20 protein-coding genes are annotated in these 19,950 nt (G+C 63.7%); 8 read left to right on the top strand and 12 right to left on the bottom strand.

Going from position 1 to position 19,950, the window contains the following annotated elements; translation table 11 throughout:
- A partial coding sequence (locus SO139_RS40865; RefSeq protein WP_498541813.1) for a DEAD/DEAH box helicase occupies positions 1-1,465 on the top strand: 1,465 nt, incomplete at its 5' end.
- Between the two features lie 233 nt (positions 1,466-1,698).
- Positions 1,699-2,766: a GGDEF domain-containing protein gene (locus SO139_RS40860; RefSeq protein WP_449380804.1), complete on the top strand. Its 1,068-nt coding sequence runs from the start codon at positions 1,699-1,701 to the stop codon at positions 2,764-2,766.
- Positions 2,767-2,970: 204 nt separating this feature from the next.
- Here SO139_RS40860 and SO139_RS40855 read toward each other — a convergent pair whose 3' ends face one another.
- From SO139_RS40855 to SO139_RS40815, 9 genes are all read right to left on the bottom strand, one after another.
- A complete protein-coding gene (locus SO139_RS40855; protein ID WP_449380803.1) occupies positions 2,971-3,432 on the bottom strand; it encodes a TfoX/Sxy family protein in 462 nt (153 codons plus the stop codon).
- 182 nt (positions 3,433-3,614) lie between these two features.
- Positions 3,615-4,013 carry a HesB/IscA family protein gene (locus SO139_RS40850; RefSeq protein WP_449380802.1) on the bottom strand — a complete coding sequence of 133 codons (399 nt, stop codon included), beginning with the start codon at positions 4,011-4,013 and terminating at the stop codon, positions 3,615-3,617.
- A 62-nt stretch (positions 4,014-4,075) separates the two neighbouring features.
- Positions 4,076-4,447: an SUF system Fe-S cluster assembly protein gene (locus SO139_RS40845; protein ID WP_449380801.1), complete on the bottom strand. Its 372-nt coding sequence runs from the start codon at positions 4,445-4,447 to the stop codon at positions 4,076-4,078.
- A complete protein-coding gene (locus SO139_RS40840; protein ID WP_449380800.1) occupies positions 4,444-5,691 on the bottom strand; it encodes a cysteine desulfurase in 1,248 nt (415 codons plus the stop codon). The genes SO139_RS40845 and SO139_RS40840 overlap by 4 nt, the downstream gene beginning before the upstream one ends.
- Positions 5,688-6,995, bottom strand: coding sequence for a Fe-S cluster assembly protein SufD (sufD, locus tag SO139_RS40835; protein WP_498541812.1), 1,308 nt, complete (start codon positions 6,993-6,995; stop codon positions 5,688-5,690). The genes SO139_RS40840 and sufD overlap by 4 nt, the downstream gene beginning before the upstream one ends.
- Before the next feature lie 11 nt (positions 6,996-7,006).
- Complete coding sequence (gene sufC / locus SO139_RS40830) at positions 7,007-7,759, bottom strand: Fe-S cluster assembly ATPase SufC (protein ID WP_449380798.1); 753 nt, start codon at positions 7,757-7,759, stop codon at positions 7,007-7,009.
- Between the two features lie 130 nt (positions 7,760-7,889).
- Positions 7,890-9,386 carry a Fe-S cluster assembly protein SufB gene (gene sufB, locus SO139_RS40825; protein ID WP_449380797.1) on the bottom strand — a complete coding sequence of 499 codons (1,497 nt, stop codon included), beginning with the start codon at positions 9,384-9,386 and terminating at the stop codon, positions 7,890-7,892.
- Between the two features lie 113 nt (positions 9,387-9,499).
- On the bottom strand, positions 9,500-10,639 hold the full coding sequence (locus tag SO139_RS40820) for a cysteine desulfurase family protein (protein WP_498541811.1): 1,140 nt from the start codon (positions 10,637-10,639) through the stop codon (positions 9,500-9,502).
- 50 nt (positions 10,640-10,689) lie between these two features.
- Positions 10,690-11,883 (bottom strand): acyltransferase family protein, encoded by a 1,194-nt coding sequence (locus tag SO139_RS40815; RefSeq protein WP_498541810.1) that lies wholly within the window; start codon positions 11,881-11,883, stop codon positions 10,690-10,692.
- A 44-nt stretch (positions 11,884-11,927) separates the two neighbouring features.
- Between SO139_RS40815 and SO139_RS40810 the strand changes: the two genes are divergently transcribed.
- From SO139_RS40810 to SO139_RS40800, 3 genes are all read left to right on the top strand, one after another.
- Positions 11,928-12,875 (top strand): LytTR family DNA-binding domain-containing protein, encoded by a 948-nt coding sequence (locus SO139_RS40810; protein WP_449380794.1) that lies wholly within the window; start codon positions 11,928-11,930, stop codon positions 12,873-12,875.
- A 379-nt stretch (positions 12,876-13,254) separates the two neighbouring features.
- Positions 13,255-13,902 carry an alpha/beta hydrolase gene (locus SO139_RS40805; RefSeq protein ID WP_027524593.1) on the top strand — a complete coding sequence of 216 codons (648 nt, stop codon included), beginning with the start codon at positions 13,255-13,257 and terminating at the stop codon, positions 13,900-13,902.
- A gap of 12 nt (positions 13,903-13,914) precedes the next feature.
- Complete coding sequence (locus tag SO139_RS40800) at positions 13,915-14,427, top strand: DUF1697 domain-containing protein (RefSeq protein ID WP_449380793.1); 513 nt, start codon at positions 13,915-13,917, stop codon at positions 14,425-14,427.
- A 15-nt stretch (positions 14,428-14,442) separates the two neighbouring features.
- On the opposite strand, the gene SO139_RS40795 is transcribed toward SO139_RS40800, so the two are convergent.
- Positions 14,443-15,120 (bottom strand): glutathione S-transferase family protein, encoded by a 678-nt coding sequence (locus SO139_RS40795; RefSeq protein ID WP_449380792.1) that lies wholly within the window; start codon positions 15,118-15,120, stop codon positions 14,443-14,445.
- A gap of 93 nt (positions 15,121-15,213) precedes the next feature.
- The gene (locus SO139_RS40790) at positions 15,214-16,317 is read right to left on the bottom strand and encodes an anhydro-N-acetylmuramic acid kinase (protein ID WP_449380791.1); all 1,104 of its coding nucleotides are present in this window, start codon (positions 16,315-16,317) and stop codon (positions 15,214-15,216) included.
- Positions 16,318-16,476: 159 nt separating this feature from the next.
- Between SO139_RS40790 and tyrS the strand changes: the two genes are divergently transcribed.
- The 3 genes from tyrS to SO139_RS40775 all read left to right on the top strand — a co-directional run bounded on the left by tyrS (position 16,477) and on the right by SO139_RS40775 (position 19,703).
- A complete protein-coding gene (gene tyrS / locus SO139_RS40785) occupies positions 16,477-17,730 on the top strand; it encodes a tyrosine--tRNA ligase (protein WP_449380790.1) in 1,254 nt (417 codons plus the stop codon).
- 57 nt (positions 17,731-17,787) lie between these two features.
- Complete coding sequence (locus tag SO139_RS40780) at positions 17,788-19,047, top strand: MFS transporter (RefSeq protein ID WP_498541809.1); 1,260 nt, start codon at positions 17,788-17,790, stop codon at positions 19,045-19,047.
- Positions 19,048-19,271: 224 nt separating this feature from the next.
- Positions 19,272-19,703 (top strand): DoxX family protein, encoded by a 432-nt coding sequence (locus SO139_RS40775; protein ID WP_449380788.1) that lies wholly within the window; start codon positions 19,272-19,274, stop codon positions 19,701-19,703.
- A gap of 45 nt (positions 19,704-19,748) precedes the next feature.
- Here SO139_RS40775 and SO139_RS40770 read toward each other — a convergent pair.
- On the bottom strand, positions 19,749-19,950 hold a 202-nt coding region (locus SO139_RS40770), incomplete at its 5' end, for a hypothetical protein (RefSeq protein ID WP_498541808.1).

Below are 19,950 nucleotides of genomic sequence, written 5' to 3'. Positions count from 1 at the left end.
CACCAACCCCACCCCCATTCAGGAACAGGCGATCCCCCACGTCCTCGCACGCAAGGACGTGCTCGGCATCGCCCAGACTGGCACCGGCAAGACCGCTGCCTTCGTGCTGCCGATGCTCACCATCCTCGAAAAGGGTCGTGCCCGGGCGCGCATGCCGCGCACCCTGATCCTCGAGCCGACCCGCGAGCTGGCCGCCCAGGTCAAGGAAAACTTCGACCGCTACGGCGCCGGCCAGAAGCTCAACGTCGCCCTCCTCATCGGCGGCGTCTCCTTCGGCGACCAGGATGCCAAGCTGATGCGCGGCGTCGACGTGCTGATCGCGACCCCCGGTCGCTTGCTCGACCATACCGAGCGCGGCGGTCTCCTGCTCACCGGCGTCGAGCTGCTCGTCATCGACGAAGCCGACCGCATGCTGGACATGGGCTTCATTCCCGACATCGAGCGCATCTGCAAGCTCGTCCCCTTCACGCGGCAGACGTTGTTCTTCACCGCGACCATGCCGCCGGAGATCCGGCGCATCACCGAGGCCTTCCTGCACAATCCGCAGAAGGTCGAGGTTTCCAAGCCCGCCACCACGGCCGTCACCGTCACGCAATCCCAGGTTCCCGCCGGACGCGAGGCGCACGAGAAGCGCGAACTGCTTCGCCGCCTGCTGCGCGAGGCCAAGGATCTCAAGAACGCGATCATCTTCTGCAATCGCAAGCGCGAGGTCGCGATCGTTCACAAATCGCTCCAGAAGCACGGCTTCAGCGTCGGCGCTCTGCACGGCGACATGGACCAGCCGGCCCGCATGGCAGCGCTGGATCAGTTCCGCAAAGGCGAGCTGCCGCTGCTGGTCGCCTCCGACGTCGCCGCCCGCGGCCTCGATATCCCCGAGGTCAGCCACGTCTTCAATTTCGACGTCCCCCATCATCCAGACGATTACGTTCACCGCATCGGTCGTACGGGGCGCGCCGGCCGCACCGGCACCGCGATATCGATCGTGACCCCGCTCGACCAGAAGTCGATGGCCGCGATCGAAAAGCTGATCGGCCAGAACATTCCGCGCGCCGAAGGCGAGTTCGAGGTCCACAGCGAATCCGCCGAGCCAACCGAGCGTTCGCGCGAGCCGCGTGGCCGAGAGCGTTCGCGCGGCGGTCGCGGCAAGTCGCGTCGCGGCCATGAGCAGCCCGGTGACGCGCGTCACGCCGCGGACGCAAGGCCAGCAGCGGAAGCGAGGCCTGCACGCGAGCCAAAGCCTTCACGCGAACCAAAGCCTTCACGCGAGCCAAAGCCAGCGCGCGAAGCAAGGCACACCGGCGAGTCGCGGCACAGCTCGCGCCAGCAGGCCAATACGTCGCATGTGCCCTCGATCGGCCGGCCCGAGCCGCGCCGTCCGCAACGCGAGGCCGACAGCGAGCCCGGCGATCATTCGCATCTTCCGGCGTTCCTGCTGCGACCAGTCCGCTCCCCCGCCGGCGCCTAAAGCGCGCTGCGCTTTAGGTTGTTTGTCTGAGCATGATTTCCGCGCAAACGCGTTTCGCGTTTGTCGCGAGAAAAAGCCGCGGCACACTTCGCGCTAGCGCGGCCCTTCGGGTCCCGGATCAGGCTTCAGAAAACAGCCGTTTACCGGCCGTTCAGAATCGTCCTTTAGCCTCAGCCCCATAATTTAAGCATTGCTGCAGTCGGAGGCGCATCGGCTGCTGTGGGGATGTTTCTGTGGTCAAGTTGCTCGACGAACACGAACGCACCATGGCGTTCGCCGAGGTGGCGCTCGGCCAGATCCGATCGCTCAAGCAGACCGCAATTCCCCGCAACTACGAGATCTGGTACGTCTACGCCACCGGCTACAACGCCCCGCTGAACAAGATCATCAACGAGACGCTGGCGCGCAACGGCAAGCTGACGGAAGCCGATCTCGAGCAGATCTACGAGACCTATCTCTCCCACATCAAGACCACCGACCGCATCGACAAGGTTGGCGCGCGCGTCATCGGCGAGATCGACGACGTCATGAAGGTGCTCAGCGAAGCGCTCGGCATGTCTGCCTCCTACGACGCGAGCCTGTCGGGCGCCGCCGCAAAGCTGTCCACGGCCAAGGACAGCGATCAGATCAAGGCGATCGTTGACACGCTGCTCCATGCGACGCGCGACATGCGCGAGACCAACAAGGCACTGGAGGACCGGCTGACCTTGTCCGCGAACGAGATCAGCAATCTCCAGCAAAGCCTCGAGGCGATCCGCGCCGAGAGCCTCACCGATCCCCTCACCGGCCTCGGCAACCGCAAATATTTCGATCGCATGATAGGCATGGCCGTGCAGAACGCGCTCGCGAGCGGCGAGCCGCTGTCGCTGCTGTTGTTCGACATCGACCACTTCAAGTCGTTCAACGATTCCTACGGACACCTCACCGGCGACCAGGTGCTGCGGCTCGTCGGCCTGTCGCTGAAGCAGACCATCAAGGGCCAGGACATCACAGCGCGCTATGGTGGCGAGGAGTTCGCGGTCGTACTGCCCAGCACCGCGCTGCGCCAGGCGCTCACCGTCGCCGACCACATCCGCCGCGCCGTCATGGCGAAGGAATTGAAGAAGAAATCGACCGGCGAGATCCTCGGCCGCGTCACGATCTCGGTCGGCGTCTCCATGCTGAAGCCGACCGACGACACGGACTCCCTCATCGAGCGCGCCGATGCCTGCCTCTACGCCGCCAAGCGCAACGGCCGCAACCGCGTGATCTGCGAGGCCGATCCGGAGTATCGCATCGAGAGGCGCGGCCAGGTGGCTTGAAGCCGCTTGCTGCGCGCGGAGTGTATGACTCTCATGGTGAGGAGGCGCGAAGCGGCGTCTCGAACCATGTAGGCCATGCTTTCACCCGTGGCCATCCTTCGAGACGACCGCTCTGCGGTCTCCTCAGGATGAGGTCGTCAGGCATCGCTAGCTGCCGCGGGTGGGTAAAGGCGCGCAGCGCCGTGCCCACCATCTCTCCAATCGTTATCTTGAGTGGTGGGCACGCTTCGCTTTGCCCACCCTACGAACCGCCTTCTTGGCTGCTTGTTTCTTCTTCAGCGGCTTCTTCACGGCGGCCTTCTTCGCAGGCTTGGCTGCCGCCTTCTTTGCCGCCTTCGGCCGCTTCTTCACCTTGGCGCGCTGGGCGGCGGCGAGCGCGGCTCTCGCCCACTCGGCAAGCTCCTCGGAATCGTCGAACAGGCGCGCGGGCAACTGCCAGTAGGAATTCACCGTCACTGTCTTGGCGCGGGTCTGGTACTGAAAGGGCCCTGAGCCTTCGAGCTCAAAGCTCGGGATCGTCACTTCATCGGCGCGGAAAAACAGCCCGGCGCGCAAGGCCAGCGCGAAATTGGTGCCGTCGGCGGAGATGCCGTAGCCGGAAAACATCTTCCGGATGGTAACGGGGCCGAAATCAGCGAACAGGTCGATCAGGAATTCGCGGTCCATGTGCACGCTCTCTCCGAATGGTCGTCGTGGCGAAAGCCAGGACCCATTACCCCAGGGAGCAGTTTAGCGAAGACCGTTAGTCGTACCAGCGCCGGTACTGAGACCTATCACCCACGAGAGATCACGCGGTATGGGTCCTGGCTTTCGCCAGGACGACAGCGGAGTGATTGGCGAGAGCGGAGTTACCCCTCGACCTTGGCCGGTCGCAACTCCACCGACTCGCCGCAGCCGCAGGCTGAGATCTGGTTGGGATTGTTGAAGACGAACTGGGCCTGCATCTTGTCGGCCCTGTAGTCCATCTCGGTGCCGAGCAGGAACAGCACGGCCTTGGGATCGACCAGGATCTTGACGCCCTTGTCCTCGACGACCTCGTCGGTCGGCCGGATCTCATGGGCGTACTCGACGGTGTAGGACTGCCCCGCGCAGCCGCCGTTCTTCACGCCGACGCGCAGTCCGACGATTTCGGAGTCCGCGCGCTGCGTGAGCTCGGTGATGCGCTGCGCGGCGGCATCCGTCAGCCGCATCACCTGCGGGCGCGGACGCCGCGGCTTGGAGGGAGTAGCTGGTGATGCCTGGGTCATGTCACTCATGTGGTCCGTTGCGGAGCAAGTTCAATGCCGTATATGCAAGAGCCAGATTGGTGTCACCACATGTTGAGCACGAGGCGCGCCTCGTCGCTCATGCGTTCCGGTGACCAAGCCGGTTCCCAGACGACCTTGACGTCGACAACGCCGACGCCGGGGACACTAGCGACCGCGTTCTCGACCATCGTCGGCAACTCGCCGGCGGCCGGACAATTCGGCGTCGTCAGCGTCATCAGGACGTCGACGGAGCGGTCGTCCCTGATCTCGACCTTGTAGATCAGGCCGAGTTCGTAAATGTCGGCGGGAATTTCCGGATCGAATACGGTCTTGAGCCCGGCGATGATCTCGCGCGTCAGACGCTCGGTCTCCTCCGGCGGCAGCGCCGAATGCGTTTCCATCGGATTGGCTTTGATTTCGGCCGTGTCACTCATGCGAACAAATCCCGCGCCTTCAAAAGCGCCTGTGCCAGATGGTCGACTTCGTCCCTCGTATTATACATGCCGAACGATGCCCGGCACGTCGCGGTCACGTTGAACCGCTCTAAAAGCGGCATGACGCAGTGGGTGCCGGCGCGCACCGCGATGCCCTGGCGGTCGATCACGGTGGCGACGTCATGGGCATGCGCACCCTTCAGCTCGAAGGATATCACCGGGCCCTTGCCGCGCGCCGTGCCGATCAGCCGCAGCGAGTTGATCTCGCGCAGGCGGTCCTGGGCATAGGTCAGGAGATCGTGCTCGTGCGCAGCGATACGCTCCTTGCCGATCGAATTGACGTAGTCGATGGCCGCGCCAATCCCGACCGCCTCGACGATCGCGGGCGTGCCGGCCTCGAACTTGTGCGGGGGATCGCCATAGGTGACGATGTCGCGGGAGACCTCGCGGATCATCTCGCCGCCGCCGTTGTAGGGGCGCATCGCGACGAGGTGGTCGTACTTGGCCCAGAGCACGCCGATGCCGGTCGGCCCGTAGACCTTGTGGCCGGTGAAGACGTAGAAGTCGCAGCCGATGTCCTGGACGTCGACCGGCAGATGCACGGCGCCCTGGCTGCCGTCGACCAGCACGGGAATGCCGCGAGCGTGCGCGATTTTCACGACGTCCTTGACCGGCACGATGGTGCCAAGCGCGTTCGACATCTGCGTGATTGCGACCAGCTTGGTCTTCGCCGTCAGCAGCTTCTCGAACTCGTCGATCAGGAAATTGCCCTCATCGTCGACCGGCGCCCACTTGATCACCGCGCCATGGCGTTCCCTCAGGAAATGCCAGGGCACGATATTGGAGTGGTGCTCCATGATCGAGAGGACGATCTCGTCGCCCTCTTTGATGTTGGGCTCGCCCCAGGACGACGCGACGAGGTTGATCGCCTCCGTCGCGTTGCGGGTGAAGATGACTTCCTCGGTACGGGGCGCGTTGATGAACTGTGCGACCTTGGCGCGGCCGCCCTCATAGGCTTCCGTCGCCGCATTGGCGAGGTAATGCAGGCCGCGGTGTACATTGGCGTATTCGCTTGTGTAAGCCTGCGTCATGCGGTCGAGCACGGATTGCGGCTTCTGCGCCGAGGCCGCGTTGTCGAGATAGACCAGCGGCTTGCCGTAGACCTGCATCGCCAACGCCGGGAAATCCTGGCGCACCTTTGCTACGTCATAAGAACCGTTCAGGACTGCCGGATGCGTGCTCATGACCGGCCCTCCAGCCAGCGCTCGGCAATGCCGATCACGTGCTCGCGCAGGTCATCATCGGCGATCTGCTCGATCGCCTCGCCGACGAAAGCCTGGATCAGCAGCGCCTGGGCGTCTTTCTCAGGCAGCCCGCGGGCACGCAGGTAGAACAGAAGGCTGTCGTCGAGCGCACCGGCGGTGGCGCCATGGCCGCAAGAGACGTCATCGGCAAAGATCTCGAGCTCGGGCTTGTTGTCGGCCTCGGCTTCGTCCGAGAGCAGCAGCGCCCGCGTCATCATCTTGCCGTCGGTCTTCTGCGCGTCGGGACGGACGATGATGCGGCCCTGGAACACCGAATGGGCGCGATCATCGATCACGGCGCGGAAGATCTCGCGGCTGGTGCAATGGGGAACGGCGTGGTCGACGACCAGCGTCGTATCGCCATGCTCGGTCTTCTTCAGCAGGTTCACGCCATTGACCGCGAGCTCACTGCCCTCGCCTGCGAGCGTAATGAAGCCTTGCAGACGGCTGACGGCGCCGCCGGTCGTCATGTTGAAGAAGTTGAGTTTTGTGTTCGCGCCGACCGTGACGATCTCGGAGGTGATGTTCACCGCGTCCGGCGCGTCGTCCATCAGGCGGATATGCGCGACATCGGCGCTGTCGCCGATCGTCACCAGCACGGCATCGTTGACCTGGTAGGCCGCAGCGCCGGCCGCGACAAAGCTCTCGATAATGGTGGCTCGGACGCGATTGCCGATTCGCAGTTGCGATCGGGTGAATGCGGACGCAGACGCGGCGGTCGCGACGTGGATGATCTGGACCGGCGCGGAAAGCTGCACGCCGTCCGCGATCGACACCACAACGCCATCGGTCGCCATCGCCGCGTTCAGCGAGATCATCGCGTCCGTCGAGGCCGTCGCGAGCAGATCGCCTGACTCCTTCTCCAGCGTTTCGCGCAGCGTCTTGACGCTGACCTCGGATGCGAGCGCCTTAACGTCGGAAAGATCGGCCGCGAACACGCCGTCGACCAGCACCAGCTTGCGGGCACCGGCAAACGCATGCGTCTTTACGGCTTCGGCCGCGCGCGACAGCGCCGCCGCATCCGGGACGGCCGCAAGTGGCAGCACCTCGCCGACGAGTGCACGCAGATCGGTGTATTTCCATTCCTCGAGCCGACGGTGCGGCAGGCCGAGACGCTCATAGGTCTCGAAGGCCTGGCGGCGCACTGCTGCGACCGCAGGGGAACCAGGCAGCCGGCCTTCGGCGCTGGTGAAGAGATCGCTCACCGCGCGGCCGTTCCCGGTCTTGACCAAAGCAACGTTCATCGCAAAATCCCTTACGCAGCGTCCTCGAACTGGGCGTAGCCGGACTCCTCCAGCTCCAGCGCCAGTTGCTTGTCGCCGCTCTTCACGACGCGGCCCTTCGACATCACGTGCACGAAGTCAGGCACGATGTAGTTCAGGAGGCGCTGATAGTGGGTGATCACCACCATCGCGCGCTTGGGCGAGCGCAGCGCGTTGACGCCATCAGCCGCAATGCGCAGCGCGTCGATGTCGAGGCCGGAGTCCATCTCGTCGAGGATGCACAGGCTCGGCTCGAACAGCGCCATCTGAAGCACCTCGTTGCGCTTCTTCTCGCCGCCGGAGAAGCCGACATTGACGCCGCGCTTGAGCATGTCCTGCGGGATGTTCAGCGACTTCGAGACCTCGCGGACCTTCTTCAGGAAGTCCGGCGTCGAATATTCGTCCTCGCCGCGCGCCTTGCGCTGTGCATTCAGCGCGGTGCGCAGGAAGTTCATGGTGGCAACGCCGGGGATCTCGACCGGATACTGGAACGCCAGGAACACGCCCTTGGCGGCGCGCTCTTCCGGGTCCATCTCCAGGAGGTTCTCGCCCTTGAAAAGGATCTGGCCGTCGGTGACCTCATAGCCGGGCTTGCCAGCGATGACATGGGAGAGCGTCGACTTGCCGGAGCCGTTCGGCCCCATGATCGCGTGCACCTCACCCTCGTTCACGGTCAGCGTCAGCCCGTGAAGGATCTCACGCTCCTCGACACGAACTTTCAGGTCTTTCACTTCAAGCAAAGCCATTGTTTTTTCCATCTATCCCCTCGTCCTGAGGAGCGCCGAAGGCGCGTCTCGAAGGATGAGGCCAACAATCTTTCCGATTACCATCCGTCGAGACAGCCGCTTGCGCGGCCTCCTCAGGATGAGGCCAGAACTAGCCCACGCTGCCTTCGAGGCTAATCGAGATCAGCTTCTGCGCTTCCACGGCGAACTCCATCGGGAGCTGCTGCAGCACATCCTTCACAAAGCCGTTGACGACGAGGCCGACGGCTTCTTCCTGGCTCAGGCCGCGCTGGATACAGTAGAACAGCACGTCCTCGGAGATTTTTGAGGTCGTCGCCTCGTGCTCGAAGGTGGCCGAGGAGTTCTTCGCCTCGATGTACGGCACGGTGTGCGCGCCGCATTTGTCGCCGATGAGCAGCGAGTCGCAGGCGGTGAAGTTGCGCGCGCCGGTCGCCTTGCGGTGCGCGGTGACGAGACCGCGATAGGTGTTCTGGGACTTGCCGGCCGCGATGCCCTTGGAGATGATCCGGCTCGAGGTGTTCTTGCCGAGGTGGATCATCTTGGTGCCCGAGTCGACCTGCTGGAAGCCGTTCGAGATCGCGATCGAGTAGAACTCGCCGCTCGAATTGTCGCCGCGCAGGATGCAGCTCGGGTACTTCCAGGTAATGGCCGAGCCGGTCTCGACCTGGGTCCAGGATATCTTGGAATTGTTGCCGCGGCAGTCGCCACGCTTGGTGACGAAGTTGTAGATGCCGCCCTTGCCTTCCGAGTTGCCGGGGTACCAGTTCTGCACCGTCGAATATTTGATCTCGGCGTCGTCGAGCGCGACGAGCTCGACCACGGCGGCGTGCAACTGGTTCTCGTCGCGCTGCGGCGCGGTGCAGCCTTCGAGATAGGAGACGTAAGAGCCCTTATCCGCGATGATCAGCGTGCGCTCGAACTGGCCGGTGTTGCGCTCGTTGATGCGGAAATAGGTCGACAGCTCCATCGGGCAGCGTACGCCCGGCGGCACGTAGACGAACGAGCCGTCCGAGAACACCGCCGAGTTCAGCGTCGCGTAGAAATTGTCAGAAGTCGGCACCACTGAGCCGAGATACTTCTGCACCAGCTCGGGATGCTCGCGGATTGCCTCCGAGATCGGCATGAAGATGACGCCGGCCTTCTTCAGCTCGGCCTTGAAGGTGGTCGCAACCGAGACGGAGTCGAATACCGCATCGACGGCGATCTTGCGTCGGGCAGGATCTTCCTCGCCAGGCTTCGGCTCGATGCCTTCGAGCATCGCCACTTCCCGCAAGGGGATGCCGAGCTTCTCGTAGGTCTTCAGAATCTCCGGATCGATCTCATCGAGCGATGAGACCGTCTTCTTCGGCTTGGGCGCCGCGTAGTAGTAGATGTCCTGGAAGTCGATCTTGGGATAGTCGACGCGCGCCCAGGTCGGCTCGGTCATGGTCAGCCAGCGCCGATAGGCCTCGAGCCGCCACTGGAGCATCCAGGCGGGCTCGTTCTTCTTCCCGGAAATGAATTTTACGATGTCTTCCGACAGACCCTTCGGGGCCTTCTCGGAGTCGATCAGGGTTTCAAACCCATAACGATACTGGTCGACGTCGATGCGCTTCACGCGCTCGACCGTCTCTTGTACGGCTGGCATTCCATCCTCCGCTCGCGGTTTCAAGGACCGCGGTGGATCAAACTCGAACGACTATTACGATGTTTCTATGCGGAAAGCACGCGCTTAGAACCGTTCAAGCCGTGTTTCGTCGCTTACTCTCTAAGTAGGTTATTACCGAGCTTTCGCCAAGCCTCAAGGGCCCGATTGATGTCCGCCCCCTGCGTGGACCAGCCCAGACTTAGGCGCACCGCTCCCTGCGCCGTTTTCGGGTCGAATCCCATCGCGGAAAGCACGTGCGACGGCTGCACTTTTCCCGATGAACAGGCTGAGCCCGAAGATACAGCGATACCTTCAAGGTCGAAGCCAATCACGGCGGTCTCGGCCTTCAGCCCCGGCGCGGTAAACAGAGTGGTATTGGGTAACCGCTCGACCTCCTCCGAGAAGATCACCATACCGGGAACCGAGCGCAAGCCATTTTCCAAGCGATTCCGGAGGTTTCGCAGCCGTTCCGCATCCTCCGCCAGAGCCTGAACGGCCGCCCTCACGGCCGCGCCGAAGCCGACAATGCCCGCTACGTTCTCGGTTCCCGCCCGACGGCCGAGTTCCTGCCCGCCACCACGCAGCACCGGTTCGAGCCCTGTCACGCCCTCGGCCACCACCAATGCGCCGATCCCCTTGGGACCGCCGATCTTGTGGGCAGAGAAGGTGGCAAGATCGGCGCCTACCTCCTTGATATCAAATGGCATCTTGCCAAGCACCTGGATTGCATCGACATGCAGAAGCCCGCCCGCCTCATGGACGATCCGCGCGGCTTCCGCCACGGGCTGCAATGTGCCGGTCTCGTTGTTGGCGGCCATGATCGAGACCAGCGCCGGCGGACCGGAACCCAGCAGCGCCTTGAGGTGGTCGAGATCGACGACGCCTGACCACGTCACCCGGATCTGGCTGATGGCATCGGCCGGAAACCTGCCGCCTGCCAGCACGGAGGCGTGCTCGACGGCCGACACGAGAAGCCGTTCCGCCGGGCGGCCAGAGGGCCCCTTTAGACCCGGCGACAGCGCCAGCGCATTGGCCTCGGTTCCCGCCGAGGTGAAGATGACGTTTCGCGGCAGGCCGCCAACCGCACCCGCGAGCGCCGCACGAGCCGCCTCGACCAGCCGCCGCGCCTCCCGCCCCTCGGCGTGGACCGAGGACGGATTGCCGACGAGATCATAGGCCGCAACCATCGCCGTCCGCGCCTCAGGGCGCAGCGGCGTGGTCGCATTCCAGTCGAGATAGACGCGGGTTGGCATGCCGCCCTCTTAGCACCTTTTGCCATTGCGCCAATCGGGACCCGCCCGCATCAGGCCGGTTGTTGCTGCGCGATCCCGGGCAGGCGGCGGAACCCCGTCCGCAATCCGAACAGCGGCCGCAACCACGCAATGCGCCGCACTATCTCATAGGTGACCACACATGTGAGCGCGGTACCGGCGACGACGATGGAGGCCTCGATCCCGGCCGAGAAGCCGCTCCCGCGCAGTGCGTGCGCGATCATGATGATCGCGGTCTGATGCACGATGTAGTACGGGAAGATCGCGTCCGTGAGATAGCGGCGCACAGGTCCGTCGGCCGTGAAGTGCCGCCGTGCGAAACCGAGCACCGCAGCCATTGCGAACCACTGATAGCAGCCATAGGCGATGCTGGCGCACTTCTTCAGCAGCGGCGACGGCGCGAGCAGGCCGGCGAACAGCAGGATCAAGATGAGGAAGCAAGCGGCTGCGAGTGGCAGCGCCGCCCAGCGCAGGCGTTCGATCTCGCACCAGACGCTAATCTGCTTCGCCAGCAGGAAGCCGATCAGGAATGCCGCTGCATAGTCCGCGTGGTTGTACCAGTCGCCAAACAGTGCATGCGTGGAGGGAAAAGCCGGGAACAGAAACAGGCGCCAAGCCGCGAAGAGCAGACACGGCAGGATCAGGAGCCCGGGCCCTGTGAGCAGAATAGCAAGCCTCGCACTGAGCCGGTCCGTCAGGGCCGGCCATAGCCAGAGCACGCCGGCCAGCGCCATCGTGTAGACCCACAGGTAAACCACGAACCAGAGATGGTTCCAGGTCGGCTGGACGATGCAAGGGTTCGGACAGAACTGCGCCCCGAAAGCGAGATAATGATGGGCATAGAAATCGACGAAGCCCGCGGGATAGCCGAGGCTTTCGACTATCTGGAGGTAGGATTGCGGCGGCACGATCACCAGCATGCCGAAGATCGGGGGGATCAGGAGCCGAGCCGACCGCGCGCCAACGAACGAGCCAAGGCGGAACTTGTCGAGCATGAACCTCGTCGCAACCCCGGAAACCAGGAACAGAAGCGAGAGCCGCCAGGGATTGAGGACCAGCATCAACGGCTCGAGCCAGGTCAGCCTGTGCGTGCTCTTGATGTGAAATCCCCAGGACACGTAGAGCATGCCGACGTGGTAGAAGATCAGGAGCCCGAAGGCGCCAATCCGCACCCAGTCCAGATCGATGCGCCGCTCCGAGGTCGAGATTTGCTGTGGTGTTGACATGGTTTTCTGCTCCTTGAGGGGACGCCAAACGCGGTTTTGGGGCCATGGCTGACACCGAAAATGCCCCACAAGCCGAGCGCGTCGAGCCGGTTTGGGATCAGGACCGCAACACGCGGGATGAGGCGTCGCGCCCTGGGACGAGCGGTGGGCTTTTTGGGATCAGCGGCAGCGACTGGACGATGTTCGGCGCGATCACAGCCGTCGCGCTCGCAGTCGGAATCGTGAATGCACTCTCCGGCGCGCAGGATGCCGCCTGGCGCGGCGACAGCTATGATGTCGGCCGGCGGCTGTTCTGGGAGATGTCGAGCATCGCCGTCGTCCTGCTGACCGTCCCGCTCCTGGTGCTGGCCATCCGGCGCATGCACCGTAGCCCGGGGCTCGTCGTCCGGGTGGCTATCGGAGCGCTTGCCGTGGTCGGCTTCTCGACCCTCCACATCACCGGCATGGTCTGGATCAGGAAGCTCGTGCTCTGGCTCGCGGGGAGCACCTACGATTTCCATTTCTCGTTTGCGACGATCTCATACGAGTTTCGCAAGGATGCCGTGGCCGCCCTCCTGATCGGGGGAACGATCTGGCTATTCGAGAGTCGGCGCGAGCTGAAACGGGCCGCATTGGCTGCCAGGGCCGCCGACGCGCGACAGCCGCCTGTCGCCGATCTGATCTGGCTGCGGGACGGTGCAAGTCGCATTCGCCTCGCGCCGCGCGACATTCTCTGGGTCGCCTCCGCCGGCAACTACATTGAATACAGCCTGATCGACGGCCGCCAACACCTGATCCGGGGCACGCTCGCCACGGCCGAAAGCGAGCTTTCGCGCTTCGCCATCGTTCGCGTCCATCGGACGAAACTTGCCAATCTCGATCGGGTGAGAGGCGTGGACCTGAAACCGTCTGGGGATTTCGAACTCACCTTCGACAACGGGCAAACCCTCCAGGGCAGCCGGCGCTACCGGCCAGCGGTTGCCTCGCTCGGAAACCGCACGGCTCCTGTGTGAATCGCCCCAGGACCATCCAACGGCCGATAAATCGGCGTGATTCCAATCGTTTAACTGGGGCGCCCGGCCTCAACGCCGATTTTCGTCGTCGATTTGAGCGATCCCGGGCGGCCACACCGCTGCGTGCGGCGAGGCGCTCGCGACGCCGCGATGACCAGCTAAGCTCTTGAGCGCATTGCGAGATGTTGAAGAAGCTTGCTTTTTGACCCTTGCCTCGTGTTAGAACGCGCGCGTCAGTTCACCCGCGCGCCACTCGCGCATCATCCGAGGGCGCCCCTTCCACTCCCATGCGCACTTTCGTCGGCTTTGCAGCCGGTGAAGCCGCCACAATCGGTTGATTGCTGAGGATCATCTCGAGGGAATCAATCAAGAGACCATCATGCCTGAAGTCATTTTCGCCGGCCCTGCAGGCCGTCTCGAAGGCCGCTACCATCCGGCCAAGCAGAAGAACGCGCCAATCGCGATGATCCTGCATCCGCATCCGCAGTTTCACGGCACGATGAACCATCAGATCGTGTACCAGTGCTACTACGCCTTCGCACATCGCGGCTTCTCCGTGCTGCGCTTCAACTTCCGTGGCGTCGGCCGCAGCCAGGGCTCGTTCGACCATGGCACCGGCGAATTGTCCGATGCAGCAGCAGCGCTTGACTGGGCTCAGACCATCAATCCCGAAGCGCGCGCTTGCTGGGTCGCCGGCTTCTCCTTCGGCGCCTGGATCGGCATGCAGCTTTTGATGCGCCGCCCCGAGGTTGAGGGCTTTATTTCGATCGCCCCGCCCGCCAATCTCTACGACTTCTCCTTCCTCGCGCCCTGCCCGTCCTCGGGGCTTATCGTCCACGGTGAAAAGGATGCGGTGGTGCCGCCCAAGGACGTCAACACGCTGGTGGAGAAGCTGAAGACGCAGAAGGGCATCGTGATCGACCAGCAGGTCATCCCCGGCGCCAACCATTTCTTCGACGGCAAGCTCGAGCCGTTGATGGAGACCATCACCGCCTATCTCGACATGCGGCTCGCCAACGTGCGCTAGAGGCCTGCCAAAATGGGCTCCTTCGTCGCCTTGCTGCGTGCCGTGAATGTCGGCGGCACCGGCAAGCTGCCGATGAGCGAGCTCAAGGCGATGTGCGAGGAGCTCGGCTTTGCAGCCGTGCGCACCTACATCGCCAGCGGCAATGTGGTGTTCACCAGCCGCAAGTCCGAAAGCGCGATCAAGGCCGCGCTGGAGAAGCGCTTGCACGGCTACGCCGGCGCGATGGTCGGCGTGCTCGTGCGCAGCGCAAAAGAGATGGCGCAGGTTGCGGCCGACAATCCCTTTCCGAAAGCTGCGCCGAACCGCACCATGGCGATCTTCCTCGACAAGGCGCCGCCCGCAGACACGCTTACGGGCATCCGCGGCCAGAAGGATGAGGAAGTCCGGCTCGGTCGCCGCGAGATCTACGTGCATTATGGCGACGGCATGGGCACGTCGAAGCTCGTCATCCCCGCCGCCAAGGCTGGCACTGCGCGCAACATGAACACGATTGCGACGCTGGCGAAAATGGCCGCGGAGCTGTGAAGGCTCAGGCGCGCTTTACGCGGCAAGCTTCAACAGATGCGCGTCATGGCGCACCAGGAACGCGCGCAGCAATTGCGGATAATCGGCCCCCACCGCGCTGCGAACGCTCGGACGCATGGCAAGCTCCGCTCGCCATGCGCCAACCTTCGGCAAATCCTTGAAGATGCCGAGCTCGGCGAGCTCATCGAACACGTCGAAATAGCGGAAGATCGGCGCGAACACGGCGTCGACCAGGCTGAATGATGCGCCGGCGAAGAACGGGCCCGCGCCCAGCGCGGCCTCGACGCGGACAAACTTGACCGACAACGCCTGACGCTTGCTGTCAAAGACCGCCGGATCAGTCGTGGTCTCCAGGCCCCAGAGATCGCCGAGGATCGCGGAGCCGAACTCCATCCAGGCGCGATGTTCGGCGCGCCTCAGCGCGTCGGCCGGATGCAGCTTGCGGCCTCCTTGCGTTTCCTCGATGTACTCGCAGATCACGTTGCTCTCGAACAGCGCGACCTCGCCTTGCGCGGTCGTGACCACCAGCACCGGTACCTTGCCGAGCGGCGAGATCTTCAGGAACCAGTCCGGCTTGTTGCCGAGATCGATGTCGATCCGCTCGAACGGCACGCCCTTTTCGGTCAGCGCGATCACGGCGCGCTGCACATAAGGGCAAAGCTTGTGGCTGATCAGTTTGAGGGCCGCGGCCATGACGGAGATCCCGGGTTCGATGCAACTGCATCAACATATATGCATCTGCATGAACGAGTCAAGATCGATGCATTTGCATCAACCGCCCGTGACCTAAGGCCTTGCGATCACCCCGCCCGTCATCGGCATCGGCACGCCCGTGGTGGCCGGGTAGGATAGCGGCAGTCCCTTCATGCCACGCGCGGCCAGGAAGCCGAAAGCCTGCGCCTCGATGGCATCGGAGGCCCAGCCGAGCGTCTCGGCGGCCTGCACCGTCGCCGATCCCACCCGCTCCCGCAGCATGCGCAGCATCGTGAGGTTGCGCGCGCCGCCGCCGCAGATGATCCAGCTCCTCGGCCGCCGCGGCAGCAGCGGAATGACGCGGGCGATCGCGGCGGCCGTGAATGCGGTGAGCGTCGCCGCCCCATCGGCCGGTTGCGCGTCGCCGAGCTTCAGGGCGGCAAAATCGTTGCGGTCGAGCGACTTCGGCGGCGGTAGTGCAAAGAACGGCAGCTCAAGTGCCCGCGCGATCCAGGCTTCATCCGCCTTCCCGAGCGCGGCGAACTTTCCTTCCGCGTCGAAGGTCTGGTTCATGGTCCGGTACATGAAGTCGTCGAGCAGCGCGTTGCCGGGACCGGTATCGCAGGCGATCAGCGTATCGTTGCCGTCGATATAGGTGATGTTGGAGACGCCGCCGATATTGACGACGACGATCGGTCCCTCGCGCTCCAACGATTGCGCCAGCGCCCGGTGGTAGACCGGCACGAAGGGTGCGCCCTGCCCACCGGCCTCGACGTCGGCGGCGCGGAAATCATGCATCACCGGGATGTGGATGGCCTTTGCCAGCGCCAACGCGTCGCCGATCTGCACCGTCAAGCGCCGCTCGGGCCGGTGCAGCACGGTCTGGCCATGGAAGCCGACGATGTCGATCTCCTCCGGCTTCATCCGGTTCTGAGCAGTGAAGGCGGCGACCGCCTCGGCATGGGCCAGCGTCACCACACGCTCAGCCTCGGCCAGAACCCCCGGCCGGGCATCGCGCCGCGGCAAATGGACAGCCTCGGTGAGCGCCCGGCGCAAGAGGCTGCGCTCGGCATTGCTGTAAGGCCGGTAGCCGGACGGCCCGAACGCCTTGATCTGCTTTCCATCCGTTTCGATCAATGCAACGTCCACCCCGTCAAGCGAGGTCCCGCTCATCAGACCGAGTGCGGTTAACATCATCCCGTAAGCCTCGACGTCTTCCTACCCCGACGCCTGGCTTGTATCAAACAAGCACATCTTATAATGCCACAGCGCGCTGCGACGCGGCAGTCCGTTCCTTCCGGGTTCCGCCACTGGCCGCAATTACCGTAAAATAAGAATGATCAGAGCCGTCGACAGATGAGTGCATTTAAATCGGATTTCCTCAATATTTTGCAGGAACGGGGCTTCGTCCACCAGTGCTCCGATTTCGAGGGGCTGGACGCGCTCGCCGCCAAGGGCGAGGCGACGGCCTATGTCGGCTACGATTGCACCGCTCCATCGCTGCATATCGGCAACTTCCTGACCATGATGATGCTGCACTGGCTCCAGCAGTCCGGCAACAAGCCGATCACGCTGATGGGCGGCGGCACCACCATGGTCGGCGATCCCTCCGGCAAGGACGAGACGCGCGCGATGCGGACGATTGCCGAGATCGAGGCCAACAAGGCCTCGATCCGCGGCGTGTTCGCCAAGGTGCTGCGCTACGGTGACGGCGCCAGCGACGCCGTCATGCTCGACAATGCGGAGTGGCTGACCAAGCTCAACTGGATCGAGATGCTGCGCGATGTCGGCAAGCATTTTTCGGTCAACCGCATGCTGACCATGGACTCCGTGCGGCTGCGCCTCGAGCGCGAGCAGGAGATGAGCTTCATCGAGTTCAACTACATGGTCTGCCAGGCCTACGACTTCGTGCAGCTCTCGCAGCGCGCCGGCTGCCGATTGCAGATGGGCGGCTCCGACCAGTGGGGCAACATCATCATGGGCGTCGATCTCGGCCGCCGCATGGGATCGCCGCAACTCTTCGCACTGACGACGCCGCTGCTCACGACCGCCTCCGGAGCCAAGATGGGCAAGACCGCGCAAGGCGCAGTGTGGCTCAACGCCGACCAGTTCAGCCCTTACGATTTCTGGCAGTACTGGCGCAACACCGAGGACGCCGACGTCGGCAAGTTCTTAAAACTGTTCACGACGTTGCCGATGAGCGAGGTCAGGAAGCTTGAGGCGCTCCAGGGCTCGGAGATCAACGAGGCGAAGAAGGTGCTCGCGACGGAAGCGACTGCGCTGCTGCACGGCCGCGACGCGGCAAATGAAGCGGCCGAGACCGCGCGACGAACGTTCGAGGAAGGCGCGCTGGCGCAGACGCTCCCCACTGTCGAAATTCCGCGTGGCGAGCTGGAGGCCGGACTCGGCGTGCTCAACGCCTTCGTCAAGGCGGGCCTCGTCGTCTCCAACGGCGAAGCGCGGCGTCAGATCAAGGGTGGCGGTCTCAGGGTGAACGACGAATCCGTCACCGACGAGAAGATGACGCTGACGCCGGCCCATTTCACGCCGGAGGGCGTGATCAAGCTCTCGCTCGGCAAGAAGAAGCACGTCCTCGTCAAGCCCGCATAGGCGTATGAGCTTTTCACTGCTTGCCAGGGCGCGTGGAAACGCGCTCCCTGACGGGCAATGGATCAGAACACGCCCAAGGCGGACGGCAGAGGAAATGCCGCAGCACAGTCGGGTGCGCATGTGCGCACTGCCCTCGTCGTGCTCGCGCTATGCTTCACACTGTCTGTGCTCGGACGCGGGCTCGGCGACAGCTTCACGGTGTTCCTGAAGCCGATCTCGGAGAGCTTTGGCTGGGATCGCGCTCAGATCGTCTCGGTCTATTCGCTGACCTGGCTCGCAAGCGGCCTCACCGCGCCGTTCGTCGGACGCCTGTTCGACCATTCCGGGCCGCGCAGCGTCTATGCGCTTGGGCTGCTGTTGCTTGGCGCCGCCTTCCTGATCGCGGCGCACGCAAACTATCTCTGGCAGTTCCAGCTCTCGATCGGTCTCTGCGTCGGCGTCGGCATCGCGTTCATCGGCATCGTGCCGAACTCGATCCTGCTCGGCCGCTGGTTCGGCCCGCGCCTGCCGACCGCGATGTCGGTGGTCTACTCGGCGATGGGCGGGGGCGTGCTCGTGCTCCTGCCGATCTCGCAGATCCTGATCGACCATGTCGGCTGGCGCGGCACCTACGAGATGTTCGGCTTCGCAGCGCTCGGCCTCTTGCTTCCACTGCTGCTGTTGCCGTGGCGGATGTTTGCCACGGGGTCGCCGCATGTCGTGAAGAGGACCGATCCCGATTTCGTCGACGAAGGCTGGACGCTTCTGCGCGCGATGCGTCATCACGCGTTCTGGGCGCTGTTCTCGACCTTCTTCTTCACCGCGGTTGGCATGTACTCCATCGCGGCCCAGATCGTCGCCTATCTGATCGATGCGGGCTTCCCGCCTTTGCAGGCCGCAACCGCCTGGGGATTTTCCGGCGTCGTGCTGGTGTTCGGCATGCTCGGCGTGTCCGCGCTCGATGGCCTGATCGGTCGCAGGCCTTCGGTGCTGCTGAGCTACGCGATCTCGATCCTCGGCATCATCCTCTTGTGGCTGTTGCAGTACAATCCGAGCACCCTCCTGCTCACCGGCTTCGTCGTCTGCTTCGGCAGCATGATGGGCTCGCGGGGACCGCTGATCTCCGCCACCGCGATGAAGATCTTCCGAGGCAAGCGCGTCGGCACGATCTACGGCAGCATTTCGATCGGCAGCGGGCTTGGCTCGGCATTCGGCTCCTGGAGCGGCGGTCTGATCCACGACGCGACCCAGAGTTACAATCCGCTGCTCGCCTTCGCACTTGCGAGCGTGATGCTCGGGATGATTCCCTTTCTGGTTGTACCCGCCTTGCGGCGCTAGGTGTACCGGAGGTAACCTGCACTCCCCGTTGTCACCGGAGAACTACGGACGGCGAATGCATGTGTTCCGGCAACAAAATGTGCAAATCCTCAGGCTCAAAGCCACGCTTGCGGTGTTTTGTCTGTCATGACGAAAATGTCAGCGCAAATTGATGGTCCCTGTCTTGCAGGGTGGAACCGGATGCGATTCAAGTCGCATGGAATTTGGATGGAAGGGCGCAAATCATGAATTCACTGTCTCGCTTTCAACCGGCTCTGCTGAGCCTGTTTCGCTTCATCACCGGCCTGCTGCTGTTTCAGTACGGCATCGCCAAGATCTTCAAGTTTCCCGCGGTCCCCTACTTCGCCGACATCCCGCCGCTGATCTACGCAGCCGGTGCGCTTGAGCTCGTGCTCGGTGCGGCCCTGATGATCGGCCTGTTCACGCGGATCTCGGCGTTCGTCTTGTCGGGTGAAATGGCCTTCGCCTATTTCCTCGGCCACATGTTCAAGAGCGGCTCGCCGGTGTTCCTGCCGCTGCTCAACGGCGGCACCGCAGCGATCCTGTTCTGCTTCGCCTGTCTGTACATCTCCGCGGCCGGCGGCGGCCCGATCAGCGTCGACGCGCTGCTGCGCAAGGAAGGCGATGAGCCGAGCGGCGCCTTCGCGCGGCGCTGAGATCTCCTGAACGCGAATAGCACCGGCGAACTCGCCGGTGCCGGTTCATCGCCCGCCGAGCACGTTCCAGATGACGGCCAGTGCCGCGGCCAGCAGCACGGCCATGATGATGCGGTGAACGAAGCGGTTCATTGCGGGCTTGCCCAGGCGGACTCCGACGCCGATAGCCTTAGCATTACAGTTGCTTTTTTGATTTGAAGTGGGCGCGTTGAGCGGCAGCCTGGTGGGCTCTGCGCCAGAAAGACCA

Source organism: Bradyrhizobium sp. UFLA05-89, assembly GCF_059803475.1.
Note: the sequence above shows the minus strand (reverse complement) of the source record. Positions and strands in the feature narration are given on the sequence as shown.

Coding starts and splice junctions, on each gene's coding strand:
- SO139_RS40855 (WP_449380803.1), bottom strand. CDS start 3,432: ATGGACCGCGAATTCCTGATCGACCTGTTCGCTGATTTCGGCCCCGTT.
- SO139_RS40850 (WP_449380802.1), bottom strand. CDS start 4,013: ATGACCCAGGCATCACCAGCTACTCCCTCCAAGCCGCGGCGTCCGCGC.
- SO139_RS40845 (WP_449380801.1), bottom strand. CDS start 4,447: ATGAGTGACACGGCCGAAATCAAAGCCAATCCGATGGAAACGCATTCG.
- SO139_RS40840 (WP_449380800.1), bottom strand. CDS start 5,691: ATGAGCACGCATCCGGCAGTCCTGAACGGTTCTTATGACGTAGCAAAG.
- sufD (WP_498541812.1), bottom strand. CDS start 6,995: ATGAACGTTGCTTTGGTCAAGACCGGGAACGGCCGCGCGGTGAGCGAT.
- sufC (WP_449380798.1), bottom strand. CDS start 7,759: ATGGCTTTGCTTGAAGTGAAAGACCTGAAAGTTCGTGTCGAGGAGCGT.
- sufB (WP_449380797.1), bottom strand. CDS start 9,386: ATGCCAGCCGTACAAGAGACGGTCGAGCGCGTGAAGCGCATCGACGTC.
- SO139_RS40820 (WP_498541811.1), bottom strand. CDS start 10,639: ATGCCAACCCGCGTCTATCTCGACTGGAATGCGACCACGCCGCTGCGC.
- SO139_RS40815 (WP_498541810.1), bottom strand. CDS start 11,883: ATGTCAACACCACAGCAAATCTCGACCTCGGAGCGGCGCATCGATCTG.
- SO139_RS40810 (WP_449380794.1), top strand. CDS start 11,928: ATGGCTGACACCGAAAATGCCCCACAAGCCGAGCGCGTCGAGCCGGTT.
- SO139_RS40805 (WP_027524593.1), top strand. CDS start 13,255: ATGCCTGAAGTCATTTTCGCCGGCCCTGCAGGCCGTCTCGAAGGCCGC.
- SO139_RS40800 (WP_449380793.1), top strand. CDS start 13,915: ATGGGCTCCTTCGTCGCCTTGCTGCGTGCCGTGAATGTCGGCGGCACC.
- SO139_RS40795 (WP_449380792.1), bottom strand. CDS start 15,120: ATGGCCGCGGCCCTCAAACTGATCAGCCACAAGCTTTGCCCTTATGTG.
- SO139_RS40790 (WP_449380791.1), bottom strand. CDS start 16,317: ATGATGTTAACCGCACTCGGTCTGATGAGCGGGACCTCGCTTGACGGG.
- tyrS (WP_449380790.1), top strand. CDS start 16,477: ATGAGTGCATTTAAATCGGATTTCCTCAATATTTTGCAGGAACGGGGC.
- SO139_RS40780 (WP_498541809.1), top strand. CDS start 17,788: ATGGATCAGAACACGCCCAAGGCGGACGGCAGAGGAAATGCCGCAGCA.
- SO139_RS40775 (WP_449380788.1), top strand. CDS start 19,272: ATGAATTCACTGTCTCGCTTTCAACCGGCTCTGCTGAGCCTGTTTCGC.